The sequence below is a fragment of the Streptomyces sp. NPDC002742 genome (genome assembly GCF_042888885.1).
Classification (GTDB): domain Bacteria; phylum Actinomycetota; class Actinomycetes; order Streptomycetales; family Streptomycetaceae; genus Streptomyces.
Window position 1 is genome coordinate 1 of record NZ_JBIAQF010000054.1, and the last position, 24,907, is coordinate 24,907.

Consider the following 24,907-nt stretch of genomic DNA (forward strand, 5'->3'; position numbering starts at 1 on the left):
TCGGCGGATTTCTTGGTCGAAACCAGTCGACACAGAGGCCCTGTTGCCACGTCAAGGACTCCGACGGGCCCGTAACTTACCGGCGTTGGTGCTTGCCGGAGTAGTAGGGGCGGTCGGCGGCAATGCGGTCGATGTGCAGCAGGGTGCCGTCCAGGATCACGAATGCCTTGTTGGCGGCGACGGTCATGGCCTGCTGGAGGGTGGGCGCGAGGGCGGCCAGGACCTCAACCGCCTCGGCGATATACCGGTAGACGGTAGCCAGCCCGATCCCGAAGCCGACCGCGAGCTGGGCGTACGTGTGCCCGCAGCGCAGATGGGCCAGCACGAGCAGAGCCTGTCGGTCCGTGGTCAGTCGGCGCCAGCGCGTGCCGCGCTCACGACGCCTGACTCTCAGCAGGTCGGACAGGTAGCACAGGGTCGAGGTGGACAGATCGATCCCAGATGAGTAGACAAGCACGTGAAGCTCCGAGCGGACAGGTTGATCTTGGTCGACAACTCATCTACCAGGAGCTTCGCCTTTCCCTCAACGCCGCCCTCAGTCAACCGACGTGCTACGCAACCAGGTTGGAAAAGCCTCAGTGCCTCCCGGCTCAGATCGGATCGACGTCATGGTCGAGGTCGAAGGAGCGCAACCACTCTCACAAGCAGGTCCGTGGCTGCGTGGAGCACGTCTTCGCGCGCATGAAGGCCTGGAAGATCCTTCGAGACTGCCGCCTGAAGGGCGACGGCGTCCACACCTGAAGTTCGGCATCGCCCGCCTGCATAACATGCTTCAGGCTGCATGACAGACCTGGGGAGGCAGGCCCTCCGCCTCGGCCAACAAAGATCAATAGCGGGACAGCCTTAGCTTGTTCTTTATCTACCAAGATCTTCCAGGCTTGCCGGTGGCCTTGAGGGACTCGGGGCGTTTGACGGTCTTTCCGACGTCGTAGCGGGGTGCCCGGTGTTTGTTCTTGGTGCCGGGTGGTCGTCCGGGACCGGTGCCACGAGGTTGGGGAACACGAGCGGGACAGAGCAAGTGTGCGCGGATGTTCCTGAACCCCCGGCGGACCCGGGTTGGGGTGAGCCGGTTGGGCAGGGCGGGTTTCTCCCAGGGCCGGCGGAGGTCTTCGGCGAGCGGTCGGGCGAGCCTGAGCTGGGTGTGGGCGACGATCAGGATCCAGGTCCAGCGGTCCGCGGCCTCGGGAGTGCGGAGTTTCGGGGTGGTCCATCCAAGGGTCTGCTTCGCGAAGCGGAAGGTGTGCTCCAGATCGAAGCGGCGGAGAAATACCTGCCAGAATCGGTCCACGTCGTCGGGGGTGGCGCCGGTCTTGGAGGACCATAACCACACCGGTGGGGCATCCCGTTCCTTCGACAGATGCTCGACCTTCAGGCGCATCAACGTCCCTTCAACCAGGGGTAGTTCACCGTCATGGTCGAGCCATGAGGAACGGTGGGTAAGTCGGGGGTGGACCCGGTCCCACGCCTGAGTCTCGGCCTTGCCGTAGTTGCTCGTGTCGGTGACTGTGGTGATCGCGGGCTCGGGCCAGGTCTCCGGCTTGGTGAAGCGGAACTCCGGACCGTGCTTGGGCGGCCGGCCGTTGACGCCGTGCATCCTGGGTGGTTTCGGCAGACGCATCACGCGGTCGGATCGGACCCGGCCGACCATCTCGACCGGCAGGTCGCGCAGGACCCGGGCAAGGCGGGTGACGTCGTAGCCGGCGTCACTGACGATCACGATATGCGGGTCCCCGGCCTCCCACTGGCCTGCGGCGATGAGTCGCTCGACGACACCCCTCAACTGGGTGGCGGTGGCCGCGGTCGCGTCGTCCGCGGGGCCGAGCCGCACCGCGTCCAGGATCGCGGTCCATGACGTGGCGCCCGGCTCCAGCACGGCGACGAAGGAGTAGGGCCAGCCCGGGATGAACTGCGACGCCGTCTTCGCCCGGCCGTAGACGTGGCAGAACAGGCGCTCCGCCGAGCACGGCGCGTCCGAGCGAAGCCACGGCGACACATCGACCGCCAGGACCAGGCGCCCGCCGTCGAAACGCGGCAGCGACAGTCCGGCCAGTACCGTCTGCAGCCGGCCGACGTCGATCCGGCCGTGGTTGAGACCGCCGTACATCGCGCCGTGCCCACGTCGATGTTCGGGCAACAGAGTCAGGTCCACCGGGGACTTCACCGCACCGTCCGCACACAGCACCGCGTCCGTCAGCTCGAACAACTCGTCATGCCGGGCGGTCAGACACTCATGGAACTCTCCCCGGAAGCGTGACGCTTCCGCGAACGCTTCCCTCCGCACAACATCAGGCAGCAGACTCACCCTCACGGCCTTCGTCTTGGTCACGTGCACCTTGGTCGGAGCACATGATCAGACGAAGGCCGCCCCCACGTCCGGCAAACCCCCAGGTGAGCGACTCAGTACGAGACACCGTTCGAGGCCGGAAGAAAAAGAACAAGCTTAGGGCCTGTTCGACGGATGAATGGCGCGTAGAGCGCGGTCCGCCCCGATGGTGGTGAAGAATCAGAGGCATAGGGGTAGGTCCATCACGGGGGAGGGATCCTGATCATGACTGATGTGCAAGTCCATAAACACGCCAGGCCCGTTGTTGAGAGCGCCGTGGCAAGTCTCGGCGGCTATGACCATGTGGATGCGGTGGCTGTGGATCTCCCGGCAGGTACCAGCGCAATCGAGTTCACTCTCATGGTTTTCGCCGGGACTCCTGAGTGGGTGCACAGACTGCTCACCCTGCGCGACATGTTGATGGCGCCCTTCGGACTCCAATCGCAGAAGCGCGTGCCGGTTCAAGACATCCGGATCGAGCCCGGTCTGAAGATGGGGCCCTTCCGATTGTTGGCCGTGACCGAGGACGAGGTCTTGTGCGGAGACGACGACAAGCACCTGGACTTCCGTACCTCTTTCGCGGTTCGTCCGTCTTCTTCTGGTGGAGGGCGGGAAGGCGTGTGCACGACGGTCGTTCGGTTCCACCGCCCAGTCGGACGCTTGTACTTCAAGGCGATCCAGCCATTTCACAATCTGATCATTCCCCGCGTTGTCGCTGGTGCTGTCCGTGTTTGACAGCCACCATTGGTGAGGCTGACCAGGTGTGATGACGAAGGCAAGTGGACGGCGGCCGCCTTCAGCGGCCAGGTGGATCTTGGAGGAGAGCCCACTACGGGAGCGACCCAGGGCCACATGGTGACGATGCTGAGCAGGCCGGCCGCGTTGGCCACGGGCGAGGGTGTTGGCGCCTGCGGCGTGCTGAGGGGCGAGGCAGGAAGCCGAGTCCACGCTGACCATGCTCCATCGGAACTGTGTCGTGTGTATCGCAGATAGTGCGCGAACAGTGAGAGAGAACGAGAAAGAGCGGGAGTCAGTGAGACTGACTCCCGCTCTCTCATCTAGGCATCCGCCCAGCTCAGCGGGTGTTTCTTGCTGGCTGTGTGGCGAGTGCCCCCGGCAGGATTCGAACCTGCGCACACGGCTCCGGAGGGGGTTTGAGACATATGCCTTTCGGCAGGTCAGAACCTTACAGGTGCCCCGTAGCCTGCCCGCGGTCCACGAATGGGCCACACGCAGGTTGTACTCAGCTCCTGGCTACCGTCCGTGGTGATGCTCTTTGCTCCCTACCTGGCCACACCCCCTGAGAGTCTTGCCGTGTGAGGGACGAAGGCGCCGTGGCGTACCGGTTCGTTAGAACCACGATGCGGCCAGCGGGGACCTTGGTTCACGACAGGGTCCGCAGGCCATCGCCCAAGTCGCACGTCACGCTCACCAGGGCCGAGCGGCTATTCGGTCGTCCCCAGTGGCTCGTGCCAACCTTAACTGCCACGACAGTGCAGCCAACTCACCTTGCGGCGCTCGGAATTGGGTATGGTATGGCGCAACTGCCCAGCTAGAAGGATCATCAGGCTGCGAGGATATATGAGTAATATCGTAAAAGAGTATGATGCTTTTGTCGTTCGTCAGACTCTAGAGAGTAAGCCGCTGATTCTCTTTGCAGCCTCCGCGCTAGAAATTGAACAGTGGGCCGGCGTCCCAGAGCGCCGTAAGCTGGCAAATGAAGAAACTGCAGGTTTTCAGCGGCAACAGGATCCACGACGCATCACAGAGCTGCTTAAATTCTTCGGCGATCGTAATAATGTGGTTCAGAACCCGCTACTCGGCGCCCTTCAGGATAATCAGAGGGTCCAATTCTCGCCTACCTCGCCCGACTCGCCATTTGGTCGACTTAGTATCACGTACGAGGATCACTCATCCCTGTCGATGATGACCATATTGAAGCGAATCGTTGCGCATCTTGAATCCCGCGTAGAGGGTCTCGGGGATGACGTGGTAGACGAGGCGCGCGTCGCATCCATTATGCGTTTGGAAAGTGCGGCCACATCCCCAGCAGATGAAGAAAATGATGATTCCGACTCGGATGCCTATGAAGCGCTGGAGCAGGATGATTCGACTATAGATGATGCTGAAGCCACTGCCTCAGTCATGCTTGCAGAGGAGACGCATCTCGTTGATTTCTACACTGAGCTTCGTGCGCGCATCCGGGTATTGGAGCAGCGAGGTATTGATGACGTTGAGGAAATTCAGGGCTTCACGAAGTCGGCGCTAATTGCCTACTTGAAGCCTGTTGTTCTAGTGGATGGGCAGCACAGGCTGCGAGGAGCTGTCGAGTCTGCCCATCAAAGCGTTCGGGGAAGTGATGGGAAAGCAAAGATTCTAGATGCTGTGAAAGGCGGGACTCCACCTGAACTGGCTGAAAAGCAGCTGATCGAGAGCCAATCTCGTTGTCTTCCAGTTTCGTTGCTTATGGATGACAGCCCGAGCGAACATGTCTTTCAGTTCGTGGTCGTTAACCAAAAGGCAACCCCGATGGGCAAAGCGCTACTCGGGACTATTGTCTCGACAAGCCTGAGTCGAATCGAGCTTGCGGCTGTTGCGGACCGCCTCCGCCGTGCTGGTATCAAGCTAGAAGATTCTCAATCCGTTGCCTATCTGACCCGAGCAGAGGACAGCCCATTTCGGGGACTGGTGCAGACCGGAATGGCGGGAGATCGCCCTGATCTCTTGCAGTGGACGGTCCTGCGTGGCCTCGTTTCGATTTTCCGCGAGCTGCGGGGTGGGCGTCCCTTTAATCAAAAGATCGACTATGCGCGAGCATGGAAGATGGAGTATTTTCCGCAGTGCGGCCTTGTGGGCCCCGGAACGGATGAGGAGAGATTTGAGGAATGGTCTCGCCCAGACGGCCCGTGGCGAGATATCTTCGTTAGATTTTTCTCGCGTGTGCGGGACCACTTTGGGGACCCCATCGAGGTTGATACGTTCAACGGTTGGGGAAGTACAGCCACAAGTAATCTATTCAACAAAGTCTCACTCACCGTCCTTGCTGCGGATTACTTCGACTTCCTCTACACTCAAGCGGAGTCGCTAGCGGATCTGGAAGATTTCGAGCGAACGATGAATGACTGGCTCAAGAATGGTCGAGTGAGTTCCTCGTACTTTAATCGAGATTGGAAGCTTGAAAATGTCAAGAAGGATCAATTGGCGGTAAAAAGGCTTTGGTCTCAAAATTGGCAGGAGTACCGTAAGGTGCCTGCAAGCGGGCTGCCTAAGAAATTTAAGCCGTAGGCCTTGTTGTGGATACTCACGGGATCAGTCAATTCTACAAGGTGCTCGCGGATACGCTACCGACCCGGTGGACAGAAAGCGGACTCCGGGAGGTAGCAGGCCTCAATGCTCCTTCGGGCATCCTCGGCAAGAACGAGTGGCTCCTAAAGGCCGACTATGCCATAACGGTCGGTCGTTGGTTTCTAGAGGGCTTGGTCGATTTGGCCAGGCATACTGAATCTGGAAATAATATTGGCCACGTTTACCTCGAGATATTCGCTCAGCTCCGTATACTTGCTCAGCATGCGCCGGAGGATGAAGTTGAACTCGCGGCTACTCAGCTTTCTAATTTCGCGTGGCGAGAGGTCGAGGCGCGCAGAGGGATGGGGCGGGAACGGATAAGCGCGGGGTTGAAGGACGCGGTGTGGTTCAACAGTGCCCCAGACCAAAGATGCTACCTCTGTGGGTACCGATTCACGCAGCATGCGCGAGATCTTTTTCTCCGGAGGACACGAGAAGAGATGAAGCCTTTGAATTTGGTGGATTTCACTCGTCCCAGAGGCCTGAATGCAAGGCACCTCCGCATTGAGCTGGACCATAAGATTCCTGTCGCTGAAGGTGGAGCGACTGATGAAAACAATCTCTACCTGGCTTGCGGATGGTGCAACCTCACCAAAAGTAAACTGTGGAGCATGTACGACGCCAAAGCATGGGCGTCAGGTTTTATAAACCATCCAGATCCAAAGATTGGCACGGTAACGCTTCCGCAACCTCTTTGGATATTGCGATTGATCGCTGCGAGAGGGCGCTGCGAGGTGACGTCGGCATGTCCAGCCCGCCTGAATAACAGCGAACTGTTTGTGGCACCTTTTAATGCAAGGGGTGCTCTAACTCCACCTAATCTGATGGTTGTTTGCGTTAAGCACGATCCTTGGGCTTCCGCCCGATTCGTTGCCCCGTCGCTCTTGCCGAATCGGAGATAGGCGCCGGCGTCCCGGGGTGGCTCGATTTCAAGGCCGTCACTAAGATCCTCCGTCCATAAAACTGACGAGAGGCCTCTCAGTCTTCCTTGATCGGCAGATACTATTTTTTCTGGGAGCACACTGCCAGTGGATGCGACACGTGACGGTGCTCTGCTGAGGATGGGGCATATTCGTCGTTGCGGGGGTGTACCGGGCGGGCGTCTTCTACCCTGCTGAACGGTGTCGTTACCTAGACGCAGGTGTCTGATATGCAGCAAATCTGGGGTAGTGAGCGTCGCCGGACGGCGATCGGGCGGATGGCCTTGTCGGTGCCCGCGCGTCAGGCTTTGGCGGATCGCCAGTTGGTGGCTGAGCGGACGATCCTCGACTACGGCTGTGGCCGTGGCGACGACGTCAGAGCTTTGCAGCAACTGGACTGCCAGGTAGTGGGTTGGGATCCGTACTACCGCACTGATACGCAACTAGTCGCCACTGACGTGGTGTTGCTGACCTACGTGTTGAACGTGATCGAGGATCCGGCGGAGCGTCGACAGACCTTGAAGCAGGCGTGGGAACTGACCTCGACACTGCTGGTTGTCTCAGCACGGCTGACATGGGAGAAGTCGAAGGTTCGCGGTGAGGAGTTCGGTGACGGACTGCTGACGAGCCGGCAGACGTTCCAGCATTTGTATGCCGCGAGTGAACTGCGGGAGTACGTGGAGCAAGTGACCGGCGCGCGAGTGGTGGCGGCTGCGCCCGGGGTCATCTACGCGTTCCGGGATGAGGGCGCACGTCTGAGCTATTTGGCGCAGCGTGTGATCCCGGATGCCGCGTGGCTTGCTTCCGAAGACACTGCCTCGGCGGTGAGTGCGGTGGTGGACTTCTTCGAACGTAGGGGACGTGCGCCGCGTATTGAGGAGATGCCGCGGACCGTTGCGGAGCTGTTGGCTCACCTGCGGCCCGGCGAGGTCAAGCGCTTGCTGAGAGAGGGTGCTGATGCTGAGTGGGCTGATGCGGGAGCTAAGCGATCGACGCTGAACACGTTGCTTTACTTGGCGGTGGAGTTGTTCAACGGTCGGGGGCCGTTCGCGAGTCTGCCGGTGGGCTTGCAGCAGGACGTGCGTACGTTTTTCAGTTCCTACAAGGAGGCGTGTCAACGCGCTGATCGACTGTTGTTCAAGCTCCGCGACGACGGCTATGTGCGTAATGCCATGAATGCGTCTGCTGCGGGCAAGGTGACACCGACGGCACTGTATGTGCATCGACGCGCGCTGGAGCGAATCCCGACGGTGTTGCGTTTGTACGAGCACTGCGCATCGATCGCTGCTGGTCGCCCGGAACTGTGGACGGTGGCAAAGCTCAAACATCAGGGGAGGGCAGTTTCTTGGCTGGACTACCCAGACTTTGACAAAGACCCGCATCCACGGATTCGGTCCTCCTACATGGTGGACCTGCAGACGCTTGAGGCGTCCCATCTCTCCTATGAGAGCTCGGCCAACCGTCCCCTGCTCCACCGCAAGCACGAGTTTCTTGCATCAGATGATCCGGAGGTGCCGCGATACCGCCGGTTGACCGAGTCTGAAATGCGGGCCGGGCTGTATGAACGACCGCACCTGATTGGGACCGAGAACGGCTGGGAAGCCGAACTCGTCAGATGCGACCGGCAACTGCGCGGGCACCGCCTGGTGCGTCGCACTGAGGCGTAGGCTGATCAGCCTTCCTGAGGCTGCATGCGGGCAATGGTTTCGGCAATGGGAAGCGGGTCGAAGTCCCTCGCTTGCGGAGGGAACCAGGAAAACCGCAGCCCATTGGCAGCCACGTCGTCGGGAAGGCCCATAGCCTGGAGCACGTGGCTAGGGGTGTAGGAGGCGCTGGTGCACGCCGAACCTGTTGCAATGGCGACCTGATCCTTGAGTCGGACAATCAAGGCTTCAGCGTTGAGCTGGTCGAAGGAGACGTTGAGGATGTGCGGCACGGTGTGAGCCTGATCTCCGTTGACCCGGAAGCGTGTCTTGCCGAGCGCTTCCAAGATCTGCTCACGCATCGCTCGTGCCTCGCGCTCCCAGTTATCCCGGCTCTCGTGGAAGATCCGCGCGGCCTCGTGGAGGCCCATGATCAGTGGGACCGGCAGAGTTCCAGGACGCAGCTTCCTCTCCTGGCCACCGCCGAACATGATCGGCTCCAGCGGAGCCTTATCCCAGCCGCGACGTCGTGTAATGAGCGCTCCGACCCCCTTTGGTGCGCCGATCTTGTGGCCGCTGATGCTGATCAGGTCGATTGGCGCGGACAGATCACCGGCGATCTTGCCGTATCCCTGTGCGGCGTCCACGTGGAGGTAGGTCGGCGTGGACCGTAGGCGCTCGGCCAGCTCGGCGACCGGCTGGATGATTCCGGTCTCGTTGTTGACGTGCATCAGAGACACCGCAAGCGTGTCGGGGCGCACGAGCTCCATCACCTGCTCGACGGTGATACGGCCGGACGCACCCGGCTCAAGAACGTCCACGGTGAAGCCGCGGGTTTCCTCGAGGTGCAACAGGGGCTCGAGGACGGCCTTGTGTTCGATGGCGGAGGTGATGATGTGCTTCTTGCCAGTCCGCTCGCCGTGTGGGGCGAGGCCAAGCAGGGCAATGTTGTTTGACTCCGTTGCCCCGCTGGTGAAGATCACTTCCTCGGTCTTCGCGCCCACGGTGCTCGCGAGGTAGGAACGGGCTTGCTGGACAGCCTTCTTGGCGCGTGCGCCGTATTCATGGGTGCGGCTGCCGGCGTTGCCGAAGTCCTCGGTCATCCAGTGCAGGACGACCTCGGCTACCCGGGGATCCACCCGTGTCGTCGCCGCAACATCCAGATACGCCACCACGGCGCTCACCCGCCTCTTTGCACGCTTCCACTTCACGACGTACGTCAAGCGATTAACGTACACGGTGGGTCCTCGGTGCGCGAAGCTGACACAGAGACCGCTGACGCCGCCCCTGGAGGGCTTCCTCCTAAACGTGTCTGGCTGATTCGGTTGCGTCACCCCGGGTGCAGTACGTCATCTCGTGTACCTAGGTACGTTGAGATGGAAGCGGCGTACGTTTCTTGGGAGACGTACGTACACGCTAGAGTGCACGGGTGCAGACTGAAGCGGCGAGCGAGACTGCGGGGCGGGCTGCCACGCGAGCGTCAACGGGTTTCGAATACACCTTCCCTGCGATTCGCGGGGTGCAGGCGGGGCGGGAGTTCTATGCGTCGATGTGCCCGCTGCGGCTCATCCCGAAGATCTTCCTCTTCGACGAGGATGATCTTTCCGCCGAGTTGAGAGCCCAGCGGGTGCTCAATAAGGGACGCCTGCCGGCGCTCGCCCGCTACATCCTGGACAATCCCGACGATTACGTCTTCAGTGCCCTGACTGCGTCCGTGGATGGGGATATGGCGTTCGAATGTCAGGGTGCAGAGGGTCCTGCGCACCGTACAGGGCAGTTGCGCATCCCCATGGATGCGCGCTTCCTCATCAATGACGGGCAGCACCGCCGTGCCGCCATCGAGCTCGCGCTGAAGGAGAACCCCGACCTCGGGGACGAGACCATCGCTGTCGTCTTCTTCCACGACACCGGTCTCTCTCGCTCCCAGCAGATGTTCGCCGACCTCAACCGGCATGCCGTCCGCCCGGCGCGCTCAATCGGGGTCCTGTATGACCACCGGGACCTCAACGCTCAGATCACGCGCGCCATCACGGAACGCTCAACCATCTTCAAGGGCTTTGTTGAGATGGAGAAGAGCACGCTCTCCGCTCGCTCGCGCAAGCTGTTCACCCTTAGCGCCCTGTACTACGGCAACCAGTCCCTCCTGCAAGGCCTCGACCTCAAGCAGGATGAAGCGATCATGCTGACACAGTCGTTCTGGGAAGCCGTAGACACGGCGCTGCCGGAGTGGGCGATGGTCCGCGGCAAGCAGCTTTCCGCCCAGGAGATGCGCCGGGACTTCATCCATAGCCACGGCATCGCCCTGCATGCGCTGGGACGTGTTGGAAACGCGCTGTTGCGGGAGTCGGTCAAGGCGGCTGCATGGAAGAGGCGGTTGGTTCCACTGACGGATGTGGACTGGACCCGGGGGAACATCGACTGGGAGGGGCGTGCCATCGTCGGCGGCCGCGTTTCTAAAAGCCATCAAAATGTGACATTGACCGTTAATTACCTGCGTAAGCATCTGGGCCTGGAGTTGAGTCCGGAAGAGCAGCGCGTGGAAGACGCATATCTGCGAGGCGAGGCATGACCACCATCCCCCTCAACCTCGGGCTTACCCCCGTACGTCGCAAGCCGTTCGGTGGACGCTCTCTGGAGGAGGTCGTCACCGAACTGACGGAGGAGATCCGGGAGCTCTACACTGCCGACCAGGTCCCCTGGGTCATTGGCTACAGCGGGGGCAAGGACTCCACTGCTGTCCTGCAGCTGGTGTGGATGGCTCTCAAGGACCTGCCTGCCGAGCAACGCACCAAGACTGTGCATGTCATCAGCACCGACACCCTGGTGGAGAACCCGGTCGTTGCCGCTTGGGTGTCCGCCTCGCTGGGCACTATGCAGGACGCGGCGCAGGCGCAGGGTCTGCCGGTCGAGCCGCACCGCCTAACTCCGGAGATCAAGGACACCTTTTGGGTGAACTTGCTCGGCCGGGGCTATCCTGCCCCGCGCCCGAAGTTCCGCTGGTGCACCGAACGTCTGAAGATCAAGCCGTCGAACGCGTTCATCCGCAGTGTGGTCGCCGCCCACGGCGAGGCGATCATGGTCCTGGGCATCCGTAAAACGGAGAGCCAAGCCCGCGCACGCGCCATGGAAAAGCATGAGAAGCGCCGCGTCCGCGAGCGCCTCTCACCCAACGCCAACCTGCCCAACTCCCTCGTCTACAGCCCTGTTGAGGACTGGACCAACGACGACGTGTGGGAGTTCCTGATGCAAAAGCCCAATCCCTGGGGCTACACCAATCAGGACCTGCTCACCATGTATCAGGGCGCCTCTAGCGATGGTGAATGTCCCCTCGTGGTCGACTCCACTACTCCCTCTTGCGGCTCAAGCCGCTTCGGCTGCTGGACCTGCACCCTCGTCGATGAGGACAAGTCCATGTCCGCCATGATCCAGAACGACGAGGAAAAGGAGTGGATGACGCCTCTGCTAGAGCTGCGGAATAAGCTCGACGCCCCATTTGACGAATGGAAAGAGGGCGAAGAAATTCCGCCCGGCCGCAAGGTTGGCGATCCCAAGCCCGACAAGCCGGCTCGCGACTTCCGCAGGATGAACGGCAAGGTCATGCTGTTCAAAGATGACGCCATCCACGGGCCTTACCTGCAGTCCTTCCGTGAAGAGTGGCTGAAGGACCTGCTGGACGCCCAGACCTGGATCCGTGCCCATGCTCCGGAGCACGTGCAGAACATCGAACTGATCACGCTTGAGGAACTGCACGAGATCCGCCGGATCTGGGTGTTCGACAAGCACGAGGTCGAAGACAGCCTGCCCCGGATCTACCAAGAGGCCACCAGCGAGCCCTTCCCGGGTGGCCCGCTCGACGAGCAACTCGTCATGGGGTCCGACGAGATGGACGTCCTCAAGCAAGTCTGCGATGGCGACGACCTGCACTACAACATGGTCCGCGAACTCCTCGCCGTCGAGCGGAAGTACCGCACCATGGCGCGCCGTTCAGGCCTCTTCCAGGCACTCGAGCAGGCTGTGCAAAAGGGCTACTACGAAGACCACGAAGACGCCGTGGAATTCGCCACACGCAAGCAGAAGTGGCGAGACGACATCGCCGAGAACCTGACCTTCGACGACGAAAACGAACTCGATGCTCCTGCGTAAGATCACCCTCGAAGAATTCGGGGCGTACCGCGGAAAGCAGTCTCTCGACCTCACCCCCAAGAAGAACAAGCCGATCATCCTGATCGGCGGTCTGAACGGGTGTGGCAAGACGACTCTGCTCGACGCCATCCAGCTGGTGCTCTACGGCAACCGGGCTCGCTGCAGCGGTCGCGGCACCAAGGCATACGAGACGTATCTGCGGGAGAGCATCAACCGCAAGGCCGACCCCAGCCGCGGTTCTGCCATCACCCTCGAATTCACCGTCATGACCGGTGGGCACGAGCATTACTATCGTCTCGTCCGCAGCTGGCACATCAGTGGTAAAACCCTCAAAGAGTTCCTCAACGTCTACGTCGACGAGACCTACGGCGAGCGGGTGAAGACGCAGCGCAGCGCGGGGCCGGAAGGCAAGTTCAACCGCCTGCTCAGCGAGGGCTGGGCCGACCACGTCGAGTCCCTGCTGCCTTTGGAGATCGCCTCCCTCGCCTTCTTCGACGGCGAGAAGATTGAGTCGCTGGCCAACCCCGAACGGGCGGCGTCCGTCATCGAGTCGGCCGTGCACTCCCTGTTGGGCGTCAGCACCGTCCAGCAGCTGCGCAACGATCTTCTGGCCCTCCAGCGGCGCCAGAAGTTGTCCGAGGAGGAACAGCATCTCCTGGACAACATCCGTGCCCAGGAAGCCGAACGCGAAGCGGTGCTGTCCCAGTACGACATCGCGCACCAGGAACTGGCCCACTCCCGCAGCGAACTCGGCAAGGCGCAGCGCAAGCTGGACAGCCTGGAGAAGGCGTTCGCTGACGAGGGTGGTGATCTGTTCACCCGGCGCGTCGAGCTGGAAAACGACAAGAAGCAGGCCCTCGTCCGCCTGGTCCAAGTGCGCACGGAGCTCACGCAACTTGCAGCAGGACCCCTGCCGTTGTTGATGGTCGCACCGCTTCTCGACGACGTCCGGCAGCAAGCCAGAATCGAGCAGGAAGCCCAGCAGTCCGCCCAGGTCCTCGAGGTCCTCGAAGAACGCGATCGATGGCTGCTGGAGTTGATGCCCGACGCCACCCGAGCCGAGGTCCTCAAGCGGCTGGACGCCGACCGCGCCGAGCGCGCCGCCAAGACGCAGCTGGCGGTGGATCTGCGCCTGCCGCACGACGCGCTGGCCCAGCTCAGCGTCCTCGACGAACTGCTCCAGCGGGATACCCAGCGCTCCGCGCAGCTGCTGCATAGCGCCGCCGAACTGGCCGAGCATCTGGACCAGCTGGATCGGCAGCTTGCCGGCGTTCCCGCACAGGACAAGGTCGAAGCCCTCCAGGCGGCCCGGGGCGAGCAGATCGTGGAGGTAACCCGCTGTGAGGCGACTCGCGACCGTGCCACAGCCAAGCTTGAGGACCTCAAGCGGCGTCGTGAACACGTCACCACGCTGCTGGAGCGTGCGCACAAGGAGTTCGTCCGCACCAAGGTGAAGGCGGAAGAAGTCGAGCGGGTGATCAAGTACTCGGAGAAGGCCCGCGACACTCTCGAGCGTTTCGGCTCCGCGCTCCTTGAGCGGCACATCAGTCGGCTCGAAGTGGCCGTTCTGCAGAGCTTCAAGGTCCTCATGCGCAAGCAGGGTCTCGTGCGCGACCTGCGCATCGATACCGACAAATTCATCCTCACCCTGGCTGACGCCGATGGCGAGGCCATCGATCCGGCGCGTCTGAGTGCGGGTGAGCGCCAGCTTCTGGCTGTCTCGCTGCTCTGGGGTTTGATGCGCGTCGCCGGCAACCGGCTGCCCAGCGTCATCGACACCCCTCTGGGCCGTCTCGACAGCCGTCACCGCGAGCACCTCGTCGACCGCTACTTCCCCAACGCCAGCGACCAGGTTCTCCTGCTGTCCACCGACGAGGAGATCGACGAGTATCTGCTGGGCCGCTTGGAGAAGTCCGTCGCCCACACCTACACGCTCGTCCACGACGACACCGAATTCACCACCGCCGTCGTCGAAGGCTACTGGTGGAGTGCAGGAGCCCCGCATGCCGGTTGACCACGTCCGTCTGTCTCAGCCGGCCAAGGATCGGCTGTCCTACCTCAAGCGCACCACCGGCGTCACTCAGTGGAACGTGCTGTGCCGCTGGGCGTTGCTGCTGTCACTGAGGGATCCTTCCACCCCGCTGGTGAAGGACATCGTCACTGACTCCAACGTTGAGATGAGCTGGAGGACCTTCGCTGGCCATTACGGCGACCTCTACCTGGCCCTGCTCAAGCAGCGCTGTGTCGCTATCGGTGAGGAGCCCAATGACGAGAACATCCAGCGCGTCCTGACCGTCCACGTGCACCGCGGCATCGGCTACCTCGGTGCCGACAAGCAGATGGCCACGGTCGAAGGAATGGTCGGCGCCGTCGTGCCCACCTGACGCTTTCACCCAGCCCCGCGCCTGCCGAGGGCGCACAATCGCCCCGCCCTGGCACGCCCCAAAGTCTGTCCTCAAAGAGAGGACAGACCCGTATCCCCCACGCTGTCGGGCATGCGACCCCTCGCATGCCCGACAGCTGCATGTCCGGCGTGCCGCACCTTCCTAGCGGCCTTCACATCATCCTTCGCCCGGCGTAGTCACAGCAGGGAGAAGACGTTGCCCGACCCACGGACACGGCGCCGACGCCACCGGGACCGCCCTGCTTTACCGTGAGCTTGCTCCAGCGGGCAGCTCCTGCAGGCGGCGAAGCTGCCCGTGAATACCGGTTGCTTAGCCCCGTTACGGTTTTCGTGGTCCCGCAATGGGGCTACCGGCCTCCGGGTCCGGCATGGCTGTTGCCCCTTGTCGATCATGGTCGAAAAAGTGGTGTCACCGGGCCGGAGGCATTGGCAGACCGCTGATCAGGGGCATGACCGCTCTATCCACACTCTCTGGATGGGCAGGCCTTCGTAACGTGGATGCCGGCACGCTGATGCCGCAGGCAAGGCCGGGAAGAGGCTGCTTGGGAGGGGCATGTGAGCGACGAGAGCGAGATCGATGTCTACCTCGGTCTGGACGTCGGCAAGGGGGAGCATCACGGCACCGCACTGACTCCGGTGGGCAAGAAGGTGTTCGACAAGCCGCTGCCCAACAGCGAACCGCGACTGCGTGAGCTGTTCATGAAACTGCAGGCCAGGCATGGAACGGTGCTGGTTGTGGTGGACCAGCCGGCTTCGATCGGAGCACTGCCGCTGGCCGTCGCACGAGATGTCGGCTGTCGTGTCGCCTACCTTCCGGGGCTGACGATGCGGCGGATCGCCGACCTCTACCCCGGTGAGTCGAAGACCGACGCCCGGGACGCCGCGATCATCGCGGACGCCGCCAGGACCATGCCGCACACACTGCGGGATCTGGCACCGGACGACGAGACCGTTGCCGAGCTGAACATGCTGGTGGGCTTCGACGACGATCTGGCCGGCGAGGTCACCAGAACCAAGAACCGTCTGCGAGGGCTGCTGACCCAGATCCACCCGTCACTCGAGCGGGTCCTGGGTGCTCGGCTGGATCATTCGGCTGTCCTGTTCCTTCTTGAACGCTACGGCTCCCCAGCCCAGTTGAAGAAGGCCGGCAGGCAACGACTGATATCCATGCTGCGGCCCAAAGCGCCACGCATGGCCGAACGACTCGTCGCAGACATCTTCGACGCACTCGACGAACAGAGCGTCGTCGTCCCGGGCACCGATGCTGCGGCGCTGATCGTCCCCAGCCTCGCTGCTTCGCTCACGGCCGTGCTCCACCAACGTCAACGTCTCGCCGCAAAGATCGAGGAACTGCTGGAGGCACACCCTCTTTCCCAGGTCCTGATCTCGATGCCCGGCATCGGAGTCAGGACCGCAGCCCGGATCCTCATCGATGTCGGCGACGGCAGCAACTTCAAGACCGCCGGACACTTGGCCGCCTACGCAGGTCTGGCTCCCGCCACCCGCCGCTCCGGCTCTTCGATCCGCAGCGAGCATCCGGCCCGGCGAGGCAACAAACAGCTCAAGCGAGCCTTCTACCTCGCCGCGTTCGCTTCACTGTCCCAGCCCGATTCACGCGCCTACTACGACAAGAAACGACGCGAGGGCAAGCACCACGTCGCCGCGATCGTCTGCCTCGCCCGACGCCGCATTGACGTGCTCTTCGCGATGCTCCGCGACGGCACGTTCTACGAGACTGCACCCACTACCGCGGCTTGACGAAAGCCATAGGGGCACTTTTTCGGTCCCCGAGCGCGTCATCGGCTCCGTGTAGGCACCGAGGGGGGGCTGCACGCAGATGGCGCTCCGTCCGTGTCACCTATTGGCCCACCGGGAGCCATCCATGCGACGGGATGGCGTCAACCCCACATAGAGAACACGCCGGTATGCCACGTCTTGGAAGCCCAGGCCATTGAGGGTGATCCCCCAGCGGCGCCGTTCACATCTCGAGCGCCCGGTGCGCAGGAGGTCCCGGTTCAGCCTCTGGGGGGATGCTGTTGAACCGTGATACATCGAAGAGAAGACGCCCACCTGCACGTTCCGCTACGATGCCGGGCAGAAAGTGGACGCCCCCACCGCCGCGCTCCCCTTACCGAGACGCAAAGTACGGAGCAAAGCGTGACGTTGCCCGCGCTGGCTCGTCGCACCAGCGACGGTACGTCGCCTTCGGTGATTGGCACGAGCGAAAGGGCAGGGCTCAACTCTCCATGCTGCACCACACACCGGCGGATCGAGCCGCCGAGAGGGCGTGCGCGCCGCCTTCCGTGCACCCTGTACCCGGCGATGACGGTGGCCCTGTAGGGGCGGCACAGGCCGGCCAGCAGGGCGCCCTCAGGTTGTGTGCTGCCTCGCGGGCGTGGGTTTGACCTCCCCCTGGGCTGTAGCAGCCCGGCTGCCCACGCTCAGCCCCGAACATGGCCGACACATGCTGGCGCGGTGCGATAAGCACGGTCTACCGCCATCGCACTCGCGCCGTTGCCTCACAGCAGGCGACAACCCACCCCGCATACCCAGGCTAAGGGGAGCCGGACCCTGGCCCGTTGAGGAGCTCGGCGATGTAACGAACTATCGGGGCGGGGGGATTTACCGCATGCGAAGCATAGGGGTGATCTCTTCCTGCGATGAATATCGCGGGGTTATTGAAAATGAAGGTCGGCTTGTCGGTCCGCTGGTCTGCCGTTCGGGCAGATTTCGTATCCGGTATGGCAGTAAAGTAACCATGGTGGGAGCATAAGTGTCAGCATTTCCAGCGGAGTCGTCGCAGCATGTTGACACATGGATTGATGTTTTCCCGTGGGTCGAGTATCTCCGTGCGCCAGACCTTATCGACCTCCAGCGACTCGGGGGACCCGTCCATTGGTGGGGAAAGGAAAGTCCGGCGCAGACGTCGATGAGACGGGCTTCTATGGAAGAAGTCTTTAACCTGCTGGGCAGCATTCTGCTATCTAGCAGGAATCTCGTAGACGAAGAGTGCAAAAAACTATTTCCGACTTTGGACGTCTCCACTGTAATTGAAGACCTCGATCTGGAAAATAGGGGTGCTGCCGCAACATTGGCGGAGTCCGGAATTCTCGCACTGGGCGATATGCGGAACATGACACCGCATGATCTCAATTTGCGCCTTCCCCTGACGCGGGATGAGGTAGTCGCCCTTCTGAGCGTTGTGATGCGTGCGGTCGCCCTTCCGAAGGAGACCTCGCACGCCATAGCAGTAACACAGTGGTTTAGTGAGCTGAACAGCGAAGAGCAAAGCCTCCTGCTCCTGTATCGATGTGCCCCAGAACCTCTGGAATTGTCCACGATGGCAACGCAGCAAGGCATGCCGTTGGAGCAGTTGCAGGAACTCTGTGACGAGCTACCCCATCGCCTCGACGCCGCCATGGCAAGATCCTCCGCTTTGCGGGCAGCTGTGGCAGATTTCGACCATGTCACCTATGCGCCGACACCTGTGGCGCAGCTCCAGCAGCGTCGCCCGTGGCTTTTCGGCTGCTTGCTGGACAGCGACGTGAGTTTCGTGTCGCTGCTGTCCTTCTTGCGTCATGCCGAAGTGCAGGAACAATGGATATGCCGCTCTAATATGCTTGAGCAAGTGAAAAAAACGCTGCACATCCTTGATTTTGAAAAGGATGAGGTGATGGCGCTCTCCGTTGCGCGGAAAATATTGAGTCAGCAGGGATGGGTTGCAGCATACATCGATGCCTGGCTCGATTTTTGCGGAATTTCTTCCCGATCGAGTCAGCTGCACTTCAATGGCATTTCCATCACCTCAAAGATGGGTGATCTTCCGCGGCAGGATGCCCAGTCAGTGACAACTGATCACCCGGCAGCTGCGAAGAATCTCGACGGTGCACCACAGCCGGGCATGCACGATCATGACGGGGAGTCGGAGTCGCCTACTTCGGCTAGCTGTACCCCAGCGCAGGCGGATGCCGTCGCTATTCGAGCATGGGCACGCAGCAATGGTTTTGTCATAGCAGAGCGTGGATGTATTTCGCCGGTTGTTCAAGACGCCTATGCTGCGGCACTCGGCGACATATCGCCTGCTGCCTCTTCGCAAGAGACGCCACCACTGCCCCTCACCCGTACTAATCCCTCCCGTTCATTGGATAACGAGCTTGCCGAGGAGTTCGCGTTGCTCGCTGCTCTGATGAACCCCGATGAGCAGGGTGTTACATTTGGTTTTCTCTTGCGATTCGGAGAAGAACTCCCGCCGCAGGCTCAGACTATTGTCCACCGTATCCTGAACGCCACGCTGGGGGAAAACGGGTGGATCATGGATGCGGAAGAGGTCCCGCAGGCTAGCGAGATTGCCGCCCCTGCACAGAAAACGCTTAAGCAGCGTGCTTGGATCGTTCTCCAGGAAGCGGACCATCCACTCTCGACCGGTGAACTCACCTCACGCATGGGCGACGCTGTAAATGAGCGGTCCCTGAAGGCGCACCTTTCTGCTGACCTGCGATTTACGCGCAGTGATATCGACTCCTGGGCGCTTTCCGAATGGCAATTGCGCCCTTACACCAGTGTGCGTGAACTGGTGGAAGAAGAAGTCGATAAGGCGGGCGGCAGCATACAAAGTGACGAGCTCGTGAAGGCGCTGACACAAGCCTTCTCCATCAAAGAGTCCACCCTGCGACGGGTGGTCTCCTCCGCTCCCTTCACTGCTCGCGGGGGACGAGTGCAACGCCTCACCGACCTTGAGAGCAAGGGGGAGCAACGCGACACGCATGGGGCCGACGAGCCCACCGATAAAACGGTGGGTGTTCAGCTTGCTCGGGATCTTGGATTGGACTTCTAGTGCACGCTCTTGAAGCTCTCCGGCACGCCGATCTCGGGGGAGAATATCGTAGCGACCGCGGCAATGTTGTCGATGAGTTCTACGTCCCGGCTCTGCGGGCATCAACCGCGTACGACCGTGCTGTCGGGTATTTCACGGCTTCTGTCCTGGCCGTCATTGGCGAGGGCATAGAAGAATTCACCCGGCGCGCTGGGACGATGCGCATCGTGGCCTCGCCCTATCTTCTCGCCGAAGACATCACCGAGATCGAAGCCGGCTACGAACTTCGCGGCGTCCTGGAGAAGGCTGCCCTACGCGACCTGGAGCGTGCGACGGAAGACGCCAGGGCAGTGCGCGGACTAGGCAAGCTCGGCGCGCTCATCGCCGAGGGGCGACTAGACGTGAAGCTCGCCTACGTCACGGCAGGCAGTCGGGTCGGCATGTATCACGAGAAGATCGGCGTCTTCCGCGACGACCACGACCTCGTCGCGTTCAAAGGCAGCGCGAATGAGACTCTGTCGGGCCTGGTTGGCAACTTTGAATCCATCGAGGTCTTCCGTAGCTGGGACGACCGAGACCGTGAACGGGCTTTGCGTATCAGCAAAGACTTCGATGACCTGTGGCATGACAGGACGCCACTGCTGCGTGTCATGCCCTTCACCGATGCCGCCAAGCAGATCATCGAGCGCAGCACCCACGCTGCAGTCGACCCTAGCGACGATACAGCGATCCCCCCGTCCGGTGCGCCGATCACTATCACGCGCGAAGACCTCGCCGGCATGTTGACCATCCCTCCGCTGTTGGAAGTGCGCGACTATCAAAAGCGGGCCGTCACCCAGTGGTTCGCCCAGCGAGGCCGCGGCATCCTGCGCATGGCGACCGGCACAGGTAAGACCCTCACCGCCCTGTCCGCGGCCGCCCAGGTGACCAAGATGCTCCACAAGGTCGGCGAACCACTGCTCACCGTCGTGATCGCCCCCTACCAGCACCTGGTCGACCAATGGGCGAAAGACATCGAGTGGTTCGGCGTGCACCCCCTGCGCGCCTACGAGTCGACTGCCGCATGGTTCCCCCACGCCTCCCAACTGCTGGATGCGCTGGCGCTGCATACCACCCGCGGCGGCGTCATCATCACCACGAACAAAACCTTCGGCGAGACCGCTTTCCAAAGCATCCTCCAGCGCTATCGCGGCCAGCTCCTCCTCATCGCCGACGAGGCACACAACCTCGGCGCCCGGCACGTCCGCTCCAAGCTGCCTGACAGCGCGCAGTTTCGCCTCGGGCTGTCGGCCACCCCGGAACGCTGGTTTGACGACGAAGGCACCGCCGCACTCACCGACTACTTCGGCCCGGTGGTGTTCGAGCTCGGACTCGGCGACGCCATCAAAGCCGGCGCATTGTGCCGCTACACCTATAAGCCCGTGATCGTGGAACTGAATGCCGACGAGACCGACCTCTACATAGAGATCACCGAAAAGATCGGCAAGCTGTTCGCGATGCAGCAGTTCTCCGAACAAGCCGACGACAACAGCCCTCTGGGCCACCTGCTGCGTAAACGGGCCAACCTGCTCGGTCATGCCCGCGCAAAACTTCCCGCGCTGCGACGGGAGATCAGCCAACGCAGGGAGGAGTGGTATCAGCTGCTGTACTGCGCAGAGGGACAGCACCCCTTGTCCTACGAAGACGGTGCCACGGCAGAGCCAGCGCAGATCGATCAAGTACTGGATCTCGTCGGCAATCACTTGCACATGCCCGCCGCTCGCTACACCGCCGAGACCAAACGGCCCGAGCGTCGCCAGGTCTTGCAGCGGTTCGCCGACCGCAAGTTGCAAGTAATCGCCTCCATGCGCTGCCTGGACGAAGGTGTCGACGTGCCCGCCGCCCGCACCGCATACCTGCTGGCCAGCTCCTCCAACCCTCGGCAGTTCATTCAACGCCGCGGCCGAGTGTTGCGACAGGCACCGGGCAAGACCATGGCCGACATCGTCGACTTCATCGTGGTGCCCCCGACCAACATGCCCGACCTGCAGGACCGCACCGAACGCAGCATGGTGGCCCGTGAGCTGGCCCGCGTGACGGAGTTCGCACAACTGGCTGACAACGAAGCCGAGACCCTCGACCTCCTTCGTCCGCTGCGCCTGCGATATGGCCTGCTCGACACTTGATCCACTGCATCACCAAACGGAGTAGACGTGAGCGAGAAGAAAACTGCGCAGGACGTGCTGAGTCAGCTGTCGCCCGAGGGCGTCAAACTCGCCAGGCGCGTCATCGAGTTGGAGCGTGAAAACTTGCACATCAGAAGTTCCACCACCGTGGTCAACGAGATCGTGGCGGCTGTGAAGGGACTGATCAAGTGAAGCTCCTGAGGCTGACGCTGGACAACTTCCGCGCGTTCTACGGCCGTCAGACGCTGGATCTCGCCGTCAACGACTCCAAACCAGCAGTGCTGATCTTCGGCAATAACGGTGCGGGAAAGACCACCCTCCTCAACGCCTTCGCCTGGGCGTTGTACGGAAAGTTCTCCGCCGACGTCGAGCAACAGCAGCGCGTCATCCATGATCACAAATGGGCGGAAACCCCGCATGGCACCCCAGTCAGCGCCTCGGTGGAGCTGAAATTCGAACACGCAGGGGTGATCTTCACCGCATTGCGTGAGGTGGCCACCGTCAAGAACACCGACGAGCAGACAGCTGTCGCAGCCAAGCTCACCCTGAGCGAGATAAAAAACGGCGAGAGCAAGCCCGTAGCCAACGGTCAGGACCGCATCGAGAAGATCCTCCCTGAAGGCTTGCGCCGCTTCTTCTTCTTCAACGGTGAGCGGATGGAGAAGATGTTCACCGGCGAGGAGAACAACGACGAGGTCAAACGCGCCATCAAGACCCTGATGGATCTTGAACCGATGGAGCGTGCGATCACCGAGCACCTTCCCGCAGCCGCACGACGCCTCGCCAAGGAGATCGACAAGGGCGGCGACAGCCGCCTCCAGCAGCTGCGCGATCAACAAGAAGGACTCGAACAGCAGCGCGATGACGCTGACCGGCGTGCGAAGAAAGTCTCCCGCGACATCAGCAGCTACGAGAGCGAAGTCCGGGAGATGGAACGAGCGCTGCGCAGCCACTCGGAGTCCAAGCCTCTACAGAACGCCCGAAAGAAACTCGAATGGAAAATCAACGAGATGGGCGGGCAACTCCAGGACCGGTACGCACGCAAGCGTGAGATCCTCTCCAAGGGAGGCTTCCTCGCCTTCACATCGCACATCGATGAAACCGTGATCGGGCTGGCACAGGGCATGCGCGAGCGCCGCCAATTGCCCGCTGGAATCCAACGCGACTTCATCGAGGGCCTCCTCGACGAAGGCACGTGCATGTGCGGCACCCCCGTTCCCCAGGGGAGCGCGGCATATCAAGAGCTGGATAAACGTCGCTACAACGCCGGTCTTGCCGATGTGGAAGCCCGCTGGATGTATGTCAGTGGACAGATGAAGCACCTCGGCGAGGCACGTCAAAAGCTCCTCGACGACCTGCGGCAGGCCACATTCGAGATCCAAAACTGCCAGGATGAGATCAAGAGCTTGGAGGAAGAAAAGAGCGAGATCGACCGCCAGCTGCAAGGCGTCAACATCGAAGACGTACAGCGCCTCGAGCAGCGGCGCAAGGAATACGACGAAAAACGCATCGACGGACTCGCAGAGCATCGGCGGCTGGAAGAGCGCCGGGTCGAGTTCGAAGCCGAGATCGACAAGATGAAGAGACTCTTCAGGTCCGCGCAGGCAGCGGACGAAGCATCCCGAAAGGTGCAGCGACAGGTCAATCTCGTCAACGAGGTGCTGGACACCTTCCGCGAGGCACTGGAACTGAAGACCGAAGAGGTCCGCGAACAGCTCGATGCGAAGCTCAAGGAGGTCTTCTCGAGGATCTTCATCAAGTCCTACGAGCCCGAACTGACGGACTCCTTCGAGCTGTTGCTGAAGTCACCCGCCGGCATTGCTATCCGCAGCACGGGCGAAAACCAGGTCCTGGGCTTGTCTTTCGTCGGCGCAGTCTCGGAGATTGCCAAGCAGATCCACCAGCGCAAGGCCAAAGACAGCGAAGACATCATTGGCGAGGGAGGCATCTACCCCGTCGTCATGGATGCCCCCTTCGGCAGCCTGGACTTCACGTATCAAGAAGAAATCTCCCAAGCACTGCCGAAGCTCACCTCGCAGATCGTCACCCTGCTGTCCAACTCCCAGGCGAGTGGCAAAGTGATGGACAACCTGCAAGGGGCGGCCACCCGCATGTACGTGCTGCGCACGGTCACCCCCAACACCAACGCCGCGCAAGAGACCATCGAGATCAACAACCGAGCCGTCGCCTACGTCACGCACGGCGATTTCGAGCACACCATCTTGGAAGAGGTGGCTTTCTGATGGCATACGAAGACCGTTTCCGCAGGCCAGCCGCCCATGAGGACCTTATCTCGGCATTGGCCGGAAAAGAGGGCCCTTTCAATGCCATGGTGGACGTGCTCATGTTCGCTGCCGTGCTAGGACGTAACAAGGGTAAGCGAGATTCCTTTGATAAACCTGGCGAGCCCATTCGTCTGGCACTGATCGAAGGCCGTCAATACGGTGATGTACTCGTCGACATGATCGCAGTGGCCGAGGAACCAGACGATCCGAAGATCCTCGCCGATGAGCGCCAGCCCGACCGGGTCAAGATCTTCGAAGAGTACGCTAACGGCGGACTGAACTATATCCAAGGCGAGATCAACGCCAGCGGTGGGCACGACTACGTCTCCATCATTAGCACGCTGGTCATGGAAGCCCTCACCGCTCCCGACGAGCGGCAAAACGACGTCTCCGAGCTGATGCAAGCCGCGGACCTGGACTGGTAACACAATGCATAGGCGCCCGGGACAACCCACAGCAGCTTGAAAGATTTGGCGGCCCTGGGATTGCTAGTATATTTTCTGGGGCTCGGCCCTACTTGAACCCACCTCATACACGTACCCTTATGTGGCCCACGAGGGAGCCACGGCCTGAATGGACGAGTCAAACGGCTGGCCTGTGGCCGACGAGGTTGAGAGGTTGGCTCCGAGACTTTGGGCGGGAGCTGCCATGGGGCGAGTGATCATGGCCCCTTAAGCTTCCGGCGAGTCGGGCAGTCTGTAGACCTGGCCGGTAAAGCACGACGTTGGGGCCATGATCTTCGAGGCTCGCCCCATGGTGGCTGCCTAAAGTCCAAGCCCGGGAAGTTAGGCCGCTGCGTGTGGTGTCAAGCGGTTCGGCGAAGTCGGGGTAAGCGAACGAGGCTCCGCGTAGGACGGAAGTCGACC

Annotated in this window: 16 protein-coding genes and 3 pseudogenes; 15 read left to right on the plus strand and 4 right to left on the minus strand. The window is 61.5% G+C overall.

Going from position 1 to position 24,907, the window contains the following annotated elements; translation table 11 throughout:
* Positions 1–82: 82 nt before the first annotated feature.
* Positions 83–457, minus strand: a pseudogene (locus tag ACFYW8_RS43800) (transposase family protein); the annotation flags it as partial.
* 164 nt (positions 458–621) lie between these two features.
* Here ACFYW8_RS43800 and ACFYW8_RS43805 point away from each other — a divergent pair.
* Positions 622–785, plus strand: a pseudogene (locus ACFYW8_RS43805) (IS5/IS1182 family transposase); the annotation flags it as partial.
* A gap of 74 nt (positions 786–859) precedes the next feature.
* Here the strand turns inward: ACFYW8_RS43805 and ACFYW8_RS43810 are convergent.
* Positions 860–2,302: an NF041680 family putative transposase gene (locus ACFYW8_RS43810; RefSeq protein WP_389093508.1), complete on the minus strand. Its 1,443-nt coding sequence runs from the start codon at positions 2,300–2,302 to the stop codon at positions 860–862.
* A gap of 246 nt (positions 2,303–2,548) precedes the next feature.
* Between ACFYW8_RS43810 and ACFYW8_RS43815 the strand changes: the two genes are divergently transcribed.
* Complete coding sequence (locus ACFYW8_RS43815) at positions 2,549–3,058, plus strand: DUF2867 domain-containing protein (RefSeq protein ID WP_365879453.1); 510 nt, start codon at positions 2,549–2,551, stop codon at positions 3,056–3,058.
* A gap of 18 nt (positions 3,059–3,076) precedes the next feature.
* Here ACFYW8_RS43815 and ACFYW8_RS43820 read toward each other — a convergent pair.
* A pseudogene (locus ACFYW8_RS43820) lies at positions 3,077–3,286 on the minus strand (IS5/IS1182 family transposase); the annotation flags it as partial.
* Between the two features lie 618 nt (positions 3,287–3,904).
* Here ACFYW8_RS43820 and ACFYW8_RS43825 point away from each other — a divergent pair.
* The 3 genes from ACFYW8_RS43825 (at position 3,905) to ACFYW8_RS43835 (ending at position 8,255) form a co-directional block, all read left to right on the plus strand.
* The gene (locus ACFYW8_RS43825; RefSeq protein WP_389093455.1) at positions 3,905–5,608 is read left to right on the plus strand and encodes a hypothetical protein; all 1,704 of its coding nucleotides are present in this window, start codon (positions 3,905–3,907) and stop codon (positions 5,606–5,608) included.
* Between the two features lie 500 nt (positions 5,609–6,108).
* A complete protein-coding gene (locus tag ACFYW8_RS43830; RefSeq protein ID WP_389093458.1) occupies positions 6,109–6,570 on the plus strand; it encodes an HNH endonuclease signature motif containing protein in 462 nt (153 codons plus the stop codon).
* A gap of 248 nt (positions 6,571–6,818) precedes the next feature.
* Positions 6,819–8,255 carry a DNA phosphorothioation-associated putative methyltransferase gene (locus ACFYW8_RS43835; RefSeq protein WP_389093462.1) on the plus strand — a complete coding sequence of 479 codons (1,437 nt, stop codon included), beginning with the start codon at positions 6,819–6,821 and terminating at the stop codon, positions 8,253–8,255.
* Between the two features lie 5 nt (positions 8,256–8,260).
* Here ACFYW8_RS43835 and dndA read toward each other — a convergent pair whose 3' ends face one another.
* Positions 8,261–9,415: a cysteine desulfurase DndA gene (gene dndA / locus ACFYW8_RS43840; protein ID WP_389093513.1), complete on the minus strand. Its 1,155-nt coding sequence runs from the start codon at positions 9,413–9,415 to the stop codon at positions 8,261–8,263.
* 245 nt (positions 9,416–9,660) lie between these two features.
* On the opposite strand from dndA, the gene dndB reads away from it, so the two are divergent.
* From dndB to ACFYW8_RS43890, 10 genes are all read left to right on the plus strand, one after another.
* Entirely contained in the window at positions 9,661–10,800 is a 1,140-nt protein-coding gene (gene dndB / locus ACFYW8_RS43845) for a DNA sulfur modification protein DndB (protein ID WP_389093467.1), read from the plus strand.
* Positions 10,797–12,374 (plus strand): DNA phosphorothioation system sulfurtransferase DndC, encoded by a 1,578-nt coding sequence (dndC, locus tag ACFYW8_RS43850; RefSeq protein ID WP_389093472.1) that lies wholly within the window; start codon positions 10,797–10,799, stop codon positions 12,372–12,374. Before dndB ends, dndC begins: the two co-directional genes overlap by 4 nt.
* A complete protein-coding gene (gene dndD / locus ACFYW8_RS43855; RefSeq protein WP_389093476.1) occupies positions 12,361–14,388 on the plus strand; it encodes a DNA sulfur modification protein DndD in 2,028 nt (675 codons plus the stop codon). The genes dndC and dndD overlap by 14 nt, the downstream gene beginning before the upstream one ends.
* Positions 14,378–14,758: a DNA sulfur modification protein DndE gene (gene dndE / locus ACFYW8_RS43860; protein ID WP_389093481.1), complete on the plus strand. Its 381-nt coding sequence runs from the start codon at positions 14,378–14,380 to the stop codon at positions 14,756–14,758. The genes dndD and dndE overlap by 11 nt, the downstream gene beginning before the upstream one ends.
* Positions 14,759–15,333: 575 nt before the next feature.
* On the plus strand, positions 15,334–16,536 hold the full coding sequence (locus ACFYW8_RS43865) for an IS110 family transposase (protein ID WP_389093485.1): 1,203 nt from the start codon (positions 15,334–15,336) through the stop codon (positions 16,534–16,536).
* Between the two features lie 1,186 nt (positions 16,537–17,722).
* The gene (locus ACFYW8_RS43870) at positions 17,723–19,612 is read left to right on the plus strand and encodes a hypothetical protein (RefSeq protein ID WP_389093490.1); all 1,890 of its coding nucleotides are present in this window, start codon (positions 17,723–17,725) and stop codon (positions 19,610–19,612) included.
* Positions 19,612–21,756, plus strand: coding sequence for a DNA phosphorothioation system restriction enzyme (locus ACFYW8_RS43875; RefSeq protein WP_389093494.1), 2,145 nt, complete (start codon positions 19,612–19,614; stop codon positions 21,754–21,756). The genes ACFYW8_RS43870 and ACFYW8_RS43875 overlap by 1 nt, the downstream gene beginning before the upstream one ends.
* A 27-nt stretch (positions 21,757–21,783) precedes the next feature.
* The gene (locus ACFYW8_RS43880; protein WP_010984359.1) at positions 21,784–21,948 is read left to right on the plus strand and encodes a hypothetical protein; all 165 of its coding nucleotides are present in this window, start codon (positions 21,784–21,786) and stop codon (positions 21,946–21,948) included.
* Positions 21,945–23,999, plus strand: coding sequence for an AAA family ATPase (locus ACFYW8_RS43885; protein ID WP_389093500.1), 2,055 nt, complete (start codon positions 21,945–21,947; stop codon positions 23,997–23,999). The genes ACFYW8_RS43880 and ACFYW8_RS43885 overlap by 4 nt, the downstream gene beginning before the upstream one ends.
* The gene (locus ACFYW8_RS43890) at positions 23,999–24,466 is read left to right on the plus strand and encodes a DNA phosphorothioation-associated protein 4 (protein ID WP_389093504.1); all 468 of its coding nucleotides are present in this window, start codon (positions 23,999–24,001) and stop codon (positions 24,464–24,466) included. Before ACFYW8_RS43885 ends, ACFYW8_RS43890 begins: the two co-directional genes overlap by 1 nt.
* The last annotated feature ends 441 nt before the right edge of the window (positions 24,467–24,907 follow it).